We start from the raw sequence: 12,584 nt of genomic DNA, 5'->3' as shown, positions 1-12,584 counted from the left end.
TCTACGAGACACTTGCATTGATACGAATAGCGCGAACCGCGGGTGCGGTCGACGCGGGCAACACCATCGACAGGTCCGCCGGGTAGCGGACCGTCACCTCGATTCCGCCGGCGAAGCGGTAGGGCTGGGCGGCAAGCAGACCGGCGAACTGCTTGCGCAGCCGGGACAATTCGGCGCGAACCGTGACGACCCGGGAACGATCACCATAAAGGTCGGCAGCCAACTCGGGCGCCGAACGGCCGCGGGGATCACGCGCCAGGATCAGCAAGATCTCGGCGTGCCGCAGCGAGACGTCGTGGCGCCACCGCCCGAACTGTCCAGTCATGTCCAACGCCGGTGCGCCGGCGACGCTCAAGTCCAACGAGGCCTGTGCCAACGCGGGCGCGTCGTCGTCGTCAGCCGGCCGAACCAGCCACCCGCCGGGCAGCACATCGATATCGCAGATTCCGAAGGTGGGGATCCACGAGCGGCCTGCCGCGATGTCCTCCGGTAACAGGATGCGGTGATGCAGCGGCAGCGAGTCGACGGCCGCCACCCAGCCCTCGGCGTCGACCGCCAACGCCGGCTTGCCGATCCGGGCGAGGATCGGGGCCGCGACCATGCGCAGCCGGTTCAAGGTGCGGTCGTGTTGTTCACGCAGGTGCGACTCGGCGAGCCGGGCGACGGCGTCGACCAGCGCGACGGTCGTCGGGTGCACGGTCGCCGCGGGACCGGATACGTCGACCACGCCGATCACCTGCCCGGTTCGCGGATCGCGGATGGGCGCGCCCGCACACGTCCAGGAGTGGTGGGTGCGCAGAAAATGCTCGGCGGAGAACACCTGCACGGCGCGCTTGGACACCAAGGCGGTGCCGATGGCGTTGGTGCCGACTTCCCCTTCCGCCCAGTGCGCACCTTCGATGAAGCCCAGCCGGTCGGCGTTGTTGAGCACCGCGGGCGAGCCGGACCGCCACAGCACCCGGCCTTGCGAGTCGGCGACGACGAGGATGTTGGTGCCGTCGGCGACCAGGGATTCCAACCCGCGGGAGACCTCGTCGAGCACCGCCATCAAGCCGGACGCCCGGCGCAGCGCCTCCAGCCCGCCGGCTTCGACGACGGGCTGGGCGCGGCGGTCCGGGTCGATCCCGGCCGACATCAGCCGGTGCCACGATTCGCCGATGACGTCGCGCGGGCGGGCGGGGGCGCGATGGCCCGCCATCGTCGCGTCGTAGACAGCCGACATCAGCCGCGCATAGTTGCGCGGGTCCTCGCCGAGCGCGACTGCGGGCTCAGGCACGTACACCCCTTGCATTACTGCCGATTGTGCTCCGCATCTCAGCGGTAGACCAGGCCGCCGTCGATCAGACCCGACTGGCCGGTCATGTAGTCGGCGTCCGGGCCGGCCAGATACGAGACGAAGCCCGCCACGTCATCGGGGGTTTCGGCACGTCCCAGGGCGATACCACCGACGAACTTCTCGTAAGTCTCGCCTTCGGCGGCCCCGGTCAGTTCGGCGAACCGTTTGTCGATCTCCACCCACATGTCGGTGCCCACCACACCCGGGCAGTAGGCGTTGACGGTGATCCCGTCGGCGGCGTGTTCCTTGGCGGCGGCCTGGGTCAGCGCGCGCACGGCGAACTTGGAGGCACTGTACGGGCCGAGCATCGCGAAGCCGTCGTGGCCGGCGATCGACGAAGCATTGATGATCTTTCCCTTGGTGCCGTTGCGTCTGAACATGGCGACGGCGGCCTGGGTGCCCCACAGCACGCCGTTGACGTTGATCGCCCAGAGCTTCTCGATCTGGTCGGGCGTGACGTCGGCGATCGGGCCGACCAGTGCGATACCGGCGTTGTTGACCATGATGTCGAAGCCGCCGAGCGCCGAGGCGGCATGGTCGACGGCGGCGAAGACTTGTAGGCGATCACTGACGTCGGCGACGAATGTGGTTACTTTGCAGCCGATCTCGCTGATCTCGTTGGCGACGGCGTCGATACCTTCCGGTCGCACGTCGACCAGGGCCAGGTCAGCGCCGTCGCGGCCGAGCCGCAGCGCGATGCCGCGTCCGATGCCTCGTGCCGCACCGGTGACCAGCGCGACCTTTCCGTTCAGGCTCATGATTCTCCGTTGGGGTCGACGAGAACTTTCATCTTGGTGCCGGCATGCAACGCCTCGAATCCCTCGTCGACCACATCGTCGATCGGGATGCGGGTCACCCATCCGGTGGTGTCGTACTTGCCGGCGGCCATCAGCGCGATGACCGCCTCGAAGTCGGCGCCGGTGTAGCACAGCGATCCCTGGATCCGGGACTCGTTCATCACCAGGTTGAGAAGTGGTGTCTCCAGTGTTTTTTCGTAGATCGCGACACTGACCATGGGTTTGCGGGAACCCACGCACGCCAGCGCCGTCGCCACTGCGGGGGTGACGCCGGCGGCATCGAACACCGCATCGGCGCCGCGTCCTCCGGTGTGTTCTGCGATGAAGCCGGGGATATCGAGGGCGGCGGGATCCAGGGTCGTCGCGCCGAGCACCTCGATGGCGGCGCGCCGGGTCGGAGAGGGTTCGACGACCAGAACGTCGTCAAGTCCCTTGCCGCGCAACGCGAACCACAGTCCGATGCCGATCGGCCCGGCACCGAACACCATCGCGGTGTCGCCGGGGCGGACATCGCCCAGGGTGGCGGCGTGATAGGCCACCGACATCGGCTCGACGAGTGCCCCGAGTTCCAGCGAGACGTTGTCGGGGAGTTTGTGCAGCATGCTGGTCGGCACCGTCGTGTATTCGGCCATCCCGCCGTCGGACATCAGGCCGTGGAAGCCGATCTGCTGGCAGACGTTGTAGTTGCCCGCCCGGCACGGTGCACAGTGGTCGCACTTGTAGATGGGTTCGACGGCGACGCGGTCGCCTTCCGCCCAGCCCGTGACCCCGCCGCCGACCGCGGTGATGGTGCCCGAGAATTCATGCCCGATGGTCAGTGGCAGCTCCGCGCCGGTCAGGGGATGTGGCTGGGTCGGGATGAAGATCGGCCCGGCGTAGTACTCGTGCAGGTCGGTGCCGCAGATCCCGTTGAAGCCGACCTTGAGTTTGACGGTGCCCGGCTTTGGGTCGGGCTCGGCGACGTCGTCGATCTCGATCTTGTTCGGTCCGTAGTACACAGCTGCCTTCATTCCGCAGTTCTATGTGACGGCGACCACATCCGAAAGAGTTGCAGGGGGTTGCAGCCGGCGCAGTGCAACGGCTCGCAACTCTTGCCAGACCGTGCACCTCGGGTGTGGTGTGGCTCACATGACTTCAACTCTGGACCCTCAGACCACCAGCGACGTGACTGCGCAGCAGCGCGTCGATTCCTGGCTCGCCGACTTCGAAGCCGCGTTGGCCGGCCGCGACGTGGAACGGGTCGCCGGCATGTTCGCCGTCGACAGTTTTTGGCGTGACCTAGTGTCTTTCACCTGGAACATCAAGACGATGGAGGGCCGCGACCGGATCGCCGAGATGCTCGGCGCCCGGCTGGCCGACACCGACCCGTCCGGTTTCCGCACTCGTGAGGAACCCACCGTCGACGGCGATGTCACGTCGGCGTTCATCGAGTTCGAAACCGGCGCCGGACGCGGCATCGGACATCTGCGCCTTCGAAGCGACTCAGAGACTACTGAGGCGTGGACGCTGCTGACCGCACTGCAGGAACTCAAGGGACACGAGGAGCGCAAGGGCGCCTCCCGGGTGCTGGGCGCGGTTCACGGTGACGACCCCGACGCCCGGTCGTGGGCGGAGAAGCGCGCCGAGGAGGAAGCCCAGTTGGGTCGCACGGTGCAGCCCTACACACTGGTTATCGGGGGCGGTCAGGGCGGGATCGCGTTGGGTGCGCGGCTGCGCCAGCTCGGCGTGCCCGCCATCGTCGTCGACCGCCACGAGCGGCCCGGGGATCAGTGGCGCAAGCGGTACAAGTCGCTGTGCCTGCACGACCCGGTCTGGTACGACCACCTTCCGTACCTGCCGTTCCCGCAGAACTGGCCGGTGTTCGCGCCGAAGGACAAGATCGGCGACTGGCTGGAGTTCTACACCCGGGTGATGGAGGTGCCGTACTGGCCGAAAACCACCTGCCTGTCGGCGACTTTCGACGAGGCCGCCCGGCAGTGGACCGTCGAGGTCGACCGCGACGGTGAGCGGCTGACCCTGCATCCCACGCACCTGGTGCTCGCGACGGGCATGTCGGGCAAACCCCACGTGCCGGTGCTGCCGGGTCAGGACATCTTCCGCGGCGATCAGCACCACTCCAGTGCCCACCCCGGCCCTGATCCGTACGTGGGCAAGAAGGCGGTGGTGATCGGCTCGAACAACTCCGCCCACGACATCTGCAAGGCGCTTTACGAGAACGGTGTCGACGTGACCATGGTGCAGCGGTCCTCGACGCACATCGTGAAGTCGGACAGCCTGATGGAGATCGGCCTGGGTGACCTGTATTCCGAACGCGCGCTGGCGGCGGGAATGACCACCGAGAAGGCCGACCTCACGTTCGCGTCGCTGCCGTATCGGATCATGCACGAGTTCCAGATCCCGCTCTATGACCAGATGCGGGAACGCGACAAGGAGTTCTACGCCAGGCTCGAAGCAGCAGGCTTCGAACTGGACTGGGGTGCAGACGGATCCGGACTGTTCATGAAGTACCTGCGCCGCGGCTCCGGCTACTACATCGACGTCGGCGCCTGCGACCTGGTGGCCGACGGCAGGATCAAGCTGGCCCACGGCCAGGTCGATCGGCTCACCGAGAACTCGGTGGTGCTCGCCGACGGCACGGAACTACCGGCCGACGTGGTGGTCTACGCCACCGGATACGGGTCGATGAACGGCTGGGCGGCCGACCTGATGGGCCAGGAGGTGGCCGACAAGGTCGGCAAGGTGTGGGGGTTGGGTTCGGACACCCCGAAGGACCCCGGACCGTGGGAGGGCGAGCAGCGCAACATGTGGAAGCCCACCCAGCAAGAGAACCTCTGGTTCCACGGCGGCAATCTGCACCAGTCTCGGCATTATTCGTTGTATTTGGCGCTGCAGCTCAAGGCTCGCTACGAGGGAATTCCCACTCCGGTGTACGGGCTGCAGGAGGCGCATCACCTCAGCTGAGGCCCCGCCCGCAGAATAGAGGGCATGGCCGAAGACGACCCGTACCTGTGGCTCGAAGAAATCGCCGGTGAAGACCAGCTCGCATGGGTGCGCAAGCACAACGATCCGACTGTCGCCGAATTCAGCGACGAGAGGTTCGAGCAGATGCGCGCCGAGGCACTGGAGGTTCTCGACACCGACGCGCGGATTCCGTACGTGCGCCGGCGCGGTGAGTATCTCTACAACTTCTGGCGCGATGCCGAGAACCCGAGGGGGCTGTGGCAGCGGACCACGCTGGAGAGCTACCTGACCGAGGAGCCGGACTGGGATGTGATCATCGACGTCGACGCACTCGCCGCCGCCGATGGCGAGAAGTGGGTCTGGGCGGGCGCCGACGTCATCGAACCGGATTACACCCGGGCTCTGGTCAGTCTGTCACCGGGCGGCTCGGACGCGGCTATTGTGCGCGAATTCGACATGGTCACAAGAGAATTCGTTGCCGGCGGGTTCGAACTCCCGGAGGCGAAGTCGCAGGTGTCGTGGGAAGACCATGACACGGTGTTGGTGGGAACGGACTTCGGACCCGATTCGATGACGGAGTCCGGCTATCCGCGAGTGGTCAAGCGATGGTTCCGCGGCCAGCCGCTGACCGAGGCGCAGACCGTGTTCACCGGACCGGTCACCGACGTGATCGTCGGGGCATCGGTGGACCGCACGCCCGGCTATGAGCGCACGATGCTGCACCGCGCCATCGACTTCTTCAACGATGAGGTGTACGAGCTTCGGGCCGACGAGCTGATCCGCATCGACGCCCCGACCGACGCCAGCGTGTCGGTCCACCGTGAGTGGCTGCTGATCGAACTGCGTAGCGACTGGGAGACCGGCACCGCGTCATACCGGGCCGGGTCGCTCCTGGCCGCCGACTACGACGAATTCCTTTCGGGGACAGCGCAGTTAGTGGTCGTCTTCGAGCCTGACGAGCATTCCAGTCTGCACCAATACTCCTGGACGCTGGATCGCCTGCTGCTGGTGAGTCTGGTCGACGTCGCCAGCCGGGTCGAGATCGTGACACCGGGATCCTGGACTCGTGAACCCGTCACGGGCGTCGGGGACAACACCGTCATCGTTGCCACCGATCCAGACGGTGACGAGATCTTCTTGGATTCCAGCGATTTCATCACGCCATCACGACTGCTGCACGGCACGGCCGGTGGCGAACTGACCGAGATCAAGCGGGCGCCCTCATTCTTCGACGCCGCCGACCTGGTGGTGTCCCAGCATTTCGCCACCTCGGATGACGGCACAGCCATCCCCTACTTCGTCGTCGGCCACAAGCACAGCGCGGCCCCAGGCCCGACGCTGCTGGGTGGATACGGTGGATTCGAGGTGTCCCGGACCCCGGGGTACGACGGGGTGCTGGGACGACTGTGGTTGTCGCGGGGCGGGACGTACGTGTTGGCCAACATCCGTGGCGGCGGAGAGTACGGCCCGGGCTGGCATACCCAGGCCATGCGGGAGGGGCGGCACAAGGTAGCCGAGGACTTCGCAGCGGTCGCAAGTGATCTCGTTGCCCGCGGGGTGACCACCGTCGAGCAGCTGGGCGCCCAGGGCGGCAGCAACGGTGGGCTGCTGATGGGCATCATGCTGACCAAGTACCCGCAACTGTTCGGTGCTCTGGTGTGCCAGGTGCCGCTGCTGGACATGAAACGGTTCCATCTGCTGCTGGCGGGAGCATCATGGGTGGCTGAATATGGTGACCCGGACGAACCCGAGGACTGGGCGTTCATCTCGGAATATTCTCCGTATCAGAACATTTCGGCCGACAAGCGGTATCCGCCGGTGCTGATCACCACGTCGACGCGTGACGATCGGGTGCACCCGGGTCATGCCCGCAAGATGACGGCCGCGCTGGAGGCCGCCGGGCATCCCGTCTGGTACTACGAGAACATCGAAGGCGGCCATGCGGGGGCGGCCGATAATGCGCAGACGGCGTTCAAGTCCGCCCTGAGCTACTCGTTCCTGCATCGGATGCTGGGCTGATTGGGTTCAGAGCACTTCTTTTCGGTGTCTAGGGTGCGTCCGGTATTCCAGTGATTCCTTGCGTCGCAGTGGCCATCGCCGACCGGCCGCATACGCCGCGAGATAGAGGGCAGTGAAAGTGCCGGCAGACAAGATTCCGGCGAGCGCGAACTGGAAATATTGGCCGCGGGCGACCCGGTAGCTCCAGCTCGCGTCGCCGTAGCCGAGACCCAGCGCATAAACAACGAGCGCACCTGCAGCCGCGTAGGAAATCCAATCGACCCTGGCCGTGAGCACAGACATCACAACGTTGCCGGCGCAGACTAAAACAACGCCGACCATCGCCCACCAGACCTTGACGGCTGTGGCGCCATATCCGTAAGCATCAGGATAGGGGTCTCTCTCAGGATCGCCGCTTGGCCTTCCATCGTCACTGAGGAGTCCAGATTCGGCCGCGCTCTCATCGATATCGAATGCGTGAACATTGCCGCCGACTTTGATGACGGAGGTACCGAAACATGCGGCGACGCACCACCCGACTACAAGAAGCAACAGCAGGCCGATCCCAACCTTCCAATTCAGCAGAGCCGCAATGAACGCGCTAACACCCGACACCAATACGCCACACCAAAAGATCCGTCGCTCAGCCGACAGACCGCGCTTGCTCCATAGGGCGCCCGCCGTCACAACGAGGCCGACAAACGCCAGAGCCATGAAGATCAGCGTGAACGGCTCGCGGACGGTCGGTTGAGATCCACTTCCGGCCGCGAGGATCCCCAGATCACCCACCGCTGCCCCCTAGGTCGAAGTGAATTGACCACCACGCACCACGTAGTACCCTCAAGCTAGCAGCTAACTCGCAAGGGGGCGTGAAGTGCAGGTCGATGTCGAAGAAATGCGCTCCGGCGCGAACCGGTCGTACAACGCCGCATCCTTCGCCATGGAGGGCGCTGACCAGCTAAGTCGGGCAACAGTCGGCGCAGGCATTTTCGGTAGTTTCGCTGCTGCCGAGTCGTTTCACGGCGCACTCTCCGATGCGCACAGCAACCACATCCAGCGGCTGCGCGACCACGAGAACCGGCTGGGGGTCGTCGGCGACAAGGGGCACAAGACGGCGTCGGTGTTCGTCGAGATGGAAGAGCGCAATGCCGAGGCCCTGCGTTCGGTGCTGTGACCGAATACCCGAGCCTCAAGCACATCAGCATCGGCGCCCTCGTCGGTGAGGCCGGCGGTGATCCGTGGAAGGTAGACCAGACGCTGCAGAGCGGGGATCCCGGGGCGATCAACGACCTCGGGCGGGCGTTCTACAGCGCGGGCGCCTGCACGGCCGAGACGTACTCGGAGTTCGAACAGGCGCAGCAGCGGTTCCGCGCGTCTTGGAATCGGGAGAACGGCGAGCACCCGATCAATGACAGCGCTGAAGTTCAACGCGCCACGACCCGGCTGATGGTCCAGCGTGACCAATTGCCGGCGATCGGAGTGGACCTGTCCAACATTGCGGCAACTCTCGCTGAGACACAACGCTTTTCGGGCATGCAGGTGGATAACCTCAACACCCAGTTGCACTACATCGACGCTCTCATCGATCAAGCGCTGGCGCACGACCAGGACACCTCCGCACTCGAGGACAGCGCGATCACTGCCACCTCGGGGGTGCTGCACCAAGTCGAGGCGCTACGCGACGACTACGGCACAAAGTTGAATGCGGCGTTGACCGACCTACGCGCCGAGCACGGCTACGATCCCGCCCCGATCGAGGACGTCGACGGTGACGGTGAGCCCGGCGCCGAACAACGCGGCCGCGAATCCACCGACTACTACGACGCCAACCAGCGCGCCAAAGATGAGGCGCTGGTCAACAGCGGCGGCCCGATGACCCCGGAAAAGGCCGACGCTGCAGCGCGTTTGCGTGACTTCGTCACCGCCACCAATCCCAGTGCGGACGCGGACGCTCGCCGGTTGGCGGGCGAACGGCTCGATGATTTCCGGATGGCTCACTTCGTGGGACCGTTGCCGAAGGATCCTGTTCTCGGTGGCGATGCCCGAACGCAGGCGCAGAAGCGGCTGGACATGCAACGGAAATTGGAGCAGGGGCTCTACGGCCTGCCGCCGATGTCGGCTGACCAAGCAACGCAGGCCTTGGACGAAGGAGACCAGTTCGGGCGCGTCGTCGCTGTCAAGCAGGCGATGAATGCCCTTACCAGTCAGGGCATGTCGGAGGACGGCGCCAAACTGGTTATCAACGATTTACTCAAGAAGGCCGGTGACGTCACCGAGTACACCGGACCGCTTTCCGAGGGGGTCGAGGCCTACGCCAAGCGGATACCAACCGGACAACATGCGAAGTTGGAGGATTTGCTATCTCCGGCTGACGCCGAGAAGTGGGGTCATATCGCCGGGAAGGTCGGAAAGGTCGGAGACCTGATCGAACTGGGGACCGCGCTCAATGATTTCGCCCATGGCGGGAGCGCGCAAGAATTCGGCAGCGCCCTGGGTGGCGTAGCTGGCGGATCCGCCGCAGCGTGGGGTGCAGCAGCGGTAGCCGGGTCTTTCACTGGTCCGTGGACTACGGCGGCAATCGTCGTCGCGGCGAGCGTAGTTGGCGGTCTTGGTGGCGAGAAGTTGGGCGGTGACATTGGGTCGATGTTCGACCCAATCATTAGTTCGGCTGGTGGCGGCGGAAAGAGCTGGTGAAAATGCAAGAGGTTTTTGGCTATTTGACCTTGGCCGCGCTCGGCGCTGCTGCAATCTTCAGTAGTTTCCCGCTGTGGAAATCTGCCAGGCTGTCGCCAGATTCGATTGAACGGCGAGTGTGGTGGACATGCTGCGCAGTCGCAACGGTGTCAGTGTTCTTGTCGCAATGGCCCCAGTGGGGCCGTGCGCTGTTTGGATCGATAATGGTGGCCCTGGCGCTCGTCGCCGTCGCCGGTCGTTGGACCACCTTTATCAAGATCAAGGGCCGGATATACGCGGCCTCTGCCCGGCCCGACCGTCCGCCAGCTTTGGCGAGCGAGGATGAATGAGACTTGGCGCCAGCACATGCAGCCATGACTCTTGAAATCTGGTCAGACTGGCTGTTTATCGCAGGCGCAGCACTGCTCGTCGGCGCCTGGCTCGGCACCGCCTTCGTCAAAGACCGTCAGTACGAGCGCTGGCTGTACTGGTTCGGCTCGCTTCTCGGCGGCGCCTTCATCTCCCTGAGCTTGGCTGGCCGGGGATGGAAGGTTGTTATTGCCGGAGCACTCTGCATCGCGTTTGTCACCGTCTTCCAGGCCTACTTCAAGACCCCCTACATCAGGATCCGGGGACGCAACCACGCATTCTCGATGCAGGACAGCGCTCCTGACCCAACCGACGCCGACGCCGACGAGCCACCGTCGATGCTGCCGCGCGACAGCTATCCCGGCGGGGTCACAGCGTCCAAGACGTGGTGGTTGTTCGTCGCATGCGTCGGGTTGTTCGGCTTCGGTGGCGCACTGACGGAGTGGAACGCAAAGACCCTCCCCGCCGCAGCAATAATTTGTCTGGCAGCCCTCGCCTGCGGGATCGGCGATGCGACACGCAAACTTCCGGTGGCACGTGGGCAAAGAACACAGGCGATCATCGCTGCGGCACTGTCGATTTCAATGTTTTTCCTGCCGCCGATCCTCTATCTCATCGGCTACCGAATCGGCACGATCCGACCGATGGGCTACGGCCTACGGGACCCGGTCGCCCGGCACTACGCCCGTGAAGACGACGAGTCGTCCGCCTAGTTCGTCCTGGCCAGACTCACCAGCAGCGACACGATCACCCCGATGATCACCAGCCCGCCCCCGGCAATCAAAGTGATGTTCAACCATTGATGCATGCTGTCCTGCGCAGTGCCGACCATCACCTCGGCGATCCGCCGGATATCACCAGACGAGTTGTTCAACACCGCATCCAGGCGCCGGCGGCCGAATTCGATTGCCGCCCAACCAGCCGCGCCTACCAGCAGAGCCGACACGCCCAGTCCTATGAGCATCTTGCCCCGGCTGCGTGCCACGAAAAGGGTCAGCAGGGCGAACAGCCCGGCCACTACCGCGGCGCCGACGCTGACCCACGGGCCGAACGTCGCAACCGGACGTAACGCGCCGGGCCGTAACGCCGCAGGCGTGTTCTCGGTCAACGGGATTGGCAGAGACGACGGCAGCGTTACGTTGTAGTCGCTGAGTGTCTCTGTGAACGCGGCGTCTGACAGCATCGGCGCGGCGTCAATCACCCACCGGCCTTGCGAATCGACACTCGACCGGACCCGATCAGTGAACAGCCATCGGTGCGCGAAGCGATTCGCCTGCGCGAACTGTCCTGGGAACGTCGAACTCGCGGTGTATGCGGCCGCGACCAGACTCACCGTCCCGGTGTTCACGCCAGTACCCAATCGGCCCACCTGTGAGGTCAGCTCCGAGGCCATCGCCGACTGCAACCCGGGATCGGCGGCCGCCTTCTGCGCCAGCGCCGCGTAGCCGTCCTCGTCGATCAGGTGCTGCTGCACCCAGACCGCCGGCAAGGCGACCGCCAACAAGAGCGTCGTGACGAGCCACATCAGTAGCGTCGTCGCGAACCGCACGCGTCCTCCTCTGCGGGGACGCGACGCCTCAGTCGGAGTGAGTGGCGCGGCCCACGATCAAGGGGTCGGGCTGGCCGACCACCTCATGGTCTTTGTTGTCGTAGTTGAACTTACTCAGCACGTGGCGCATCGCGTTGATCCGTGCGCGTTTCTTGTCGTTGCTCTTGATGACCGTCCACGGCGCGATCTCGGTGTCGGTCCAGGCGAACATGTCTTCCTTGGCCGAGGTGTAGTCGTGCCATTTGTCCAGCGACGCCAGGTCCGTCGGCGACAGTTTCCACTGCCGGACGGGGTCGACCTGGCGGATGGTGAACCGGGTGCGCTGCTCGCTCGAGGACACCGAGAACCAGAGCTTGGTCAGGCTGATGCCGTCGTTGACCAGCATCTGCTCGAACAACGGCGCCTGCCGGATGAACTCGGCGTGCTGCTTGGGCGTGCAGTACCCCATCACCCGTTCCACCCCGGCGCGGTTGTACCAGGACCGGTCGAACATCACGATCTCGCCTGCCGCAGGCAGGTGGTTGACGTAGCGCTGGAAGTACCACTGAGTGCGTTCCTTCTCGGTGGGTTTCTCCAATGCCACCACCCGAGCGCCCCGCGGGTTGAGGTGCTCCATGAAGCGCTTGATGGTGCCGCCCTTGCCCGCCGCGTCGCGCCCCTCGAACACCAGGACGTGCCGCAGCCCGTTCGTCTGGCTCCACTTCTGCAGCTTCAGCAGCTCGATCTGCAGCAGCCGCTTCTGCTCCTCGTACTCGTTGCGCGACATCCGATGTTCGTACGGGTAGTTCTCCCGCCAGGTGTCGACGGCCAAACCGGCGGCGTCGAGCAGCACCGGGTCGTCATCGTCGTCGTCGAAAACCGTGTAGCCATGGCTGTCTAGTGACACGCGCGGAAATTAGCA

Annotated in this window: 12 protein-coding genes; 6 read left to right on the top strand and 6 right to left on the bottom strand. The window is 64.9% G+C overall.

Going from position 1 to position 12,584, the window contains the following annotated elements:
- Position 1 precedes the first annotated feature (1 nt).
- The 3 genes from AB4879_RS20785 to AB4879_RS20775 are packed head-to-tail and all read right to left on the bottom strand — an operon-like array spanning position 2 to position 3,143.
- A complete protein-coding gene (locus AB4879_RS20785; protein ID WP_370509103.1) occupies positions 2-1,291 on the bottom strand; it encodes a GAF domain-containing protein in 1,290 nt (429 codons plus the stop codon).
- 23 nt (positions 1,292-1,314) lie between these two features.
- Complete coding sequence (locus tag AB4879_RS20780; protein WP_102805264.1) at positions 1,315-2,094, bottom strand: acetoin reductase; 780 nt, start codon at positions 2,092-2,094, stop codon at positions 1,315-1,317.
- The gene (locus tag AB4879_RS20775) at positions 2,091-3,143 is read right to left on the bottom strand and encodes a 2,3-butanediol dehydrogenase (RefSeq protein WP_370509102.1); all 1,053 of its coding nucleotides are present in this window, start codon (positions 3,141-3,143) and stop codon (positions 2,091-2,093) included. The genes AB4879_RS20780 and AB4879_RS20775 overlap by 4 nt, the downstream gene beginning before the upstream one ends.
- A gap of 118 nt (positions 3,144-3,261) precedes the next feature.
- Here AB4879_RS20775 and AB4879_RS20770 point away from each other — a divergent pair, with 118 nt between their 5' ends.
- On the top strand, positions 3,262-5,094 hold the full coding sequence (locus tag AB4879_RS20770) for an NAD(P)-binding domain-containing protein (protein ID WP_370509101.1): 1,833 nt from the start codon (positions 3,262-3,264) through the stop codon (positions 5,092-5,094).
- A gap of 24 nt (positions 5,095-5,118) precedes the next feature.
- Positions 5,119-7,113, top strand: coding sequence for a prolyl oligopeptidase family protein (locus AB4879_RS20765; protein WP_370509100.1), 1,995 nt, complete (start codon positions 5,119-5,121; stop codon positions 7,111-7,113).
- 6 nt (positions 7,114-7,119) lie between these two features.
- Here the strand turns inward: AB4879_RS20765 and AB4879_RS20760 are convergent, their stop codons facing one another.
- Positions 7,120-7,881, bottom strand: coding sequence for a hypothetical protein (locus tag AB4879_RS20760; protein WP_370509099.1), 762 nt, complete (start codon positions 7,879-7,881; stop codon positions 7,120-7,122).
- Between the two features lie 85 nt (positions 7,882-7,966).
- On the opposite strand from AB4879_RS20760, the gene AB4879_RS20755 reads away from it, so the two are divergent.
- From AB4879_RS20755 to AB4879_RS20740, 4 genes are read left to right on the top strand one after another with little or no spacing between them, the layout of a single operon-like run.
- Positions 7,967-8,266 (top strand): DUF2563 family protein, encoded by a 300-nt coding sequence (locus AB4879_RS20755; protein WP_370509098.1) that lies wholly within the window; start codon positions 7,967-7,969, stop codon positions 8,264-8,266.
- A complete protein-coding gene (locus tag AB4879_RS20750) occupies positions 8,263-9,786 on the top strand; it encodes a hypothetical protein (protein WP_370509097.1) in 1,524 nt (507 codons plus the stop codon). Before AB4879_RS20755 ends, AB4879_RS20750 begins: the two co-directional genes overlap by 4 nt.
- Positions 9,783-10,115 (top strand): hypothetical protein, encoded by a 333-nt coding sequence (locus AB4879_RS20745; RefSeq protein WP_370509096.1) that lies wholly within the window; start codon positions 9,783-9,785, stop codon positions 10,113-10,115. The genes AB4879_RS20750 and AB4879_RS20745 overlap by 4 nt, the downstream gene beginning before the upstream one ends.
- Positions 10,116-10,139: 24 nt before the next feature.
- Entirely contained in the window at positions 10,140-10,847 is a 708-nt protein-coding gene (locus AB4879_RS20740; protein WP_370509095.1) for a hypothetical protein, read from the top strand.
- On the opposite strand, the gene AB4879_RS20735 is transcribed toward AB4879_RS20740, so the two are convergent.
- Positions 10,844-11,683 carry a hypothetical protein gene (locus AB4879_RS20735; protein ID WP_370509094.1) on the bottom strand — a complete coding sequence of 280 codons (840 nt, stop codon included), beginning with the start codon at positions 11,681-11,683 and terminating at the stop codon, positions 10,844-10,846. The genes AB4879_RS20740 and AB4879_RS20735 overlap by 4 nt on opposite strands.
- A gap of 28 nt (positions 11,684-11,711) precedes the next feature.
- Entirely contained in the window at positions 11,712-12,569 is an 858-nt protein-coding gene (gene ppk2 / locus AB4879_RS20730) for a polyphosphate kinase 2 (RefSeq protein ID WP_370509093.1), read from the bottom strand.
- Positions 12,570-12,584: the final 15 nt, after the last annotated feature.

The sequence above is a fragment of the Mycobacterium sp. SA01 genome, from assembly GCF_041287105.1.
Taxonomy (GTDB): Bacteria; Actinomycetota; Actinomycetes; order Mycobacteriales; family Mycobacteriaceae; genus Mycobacterium.
This window is presented reverse-complemented; position numbering and strand designations above follow the sequence as displayed.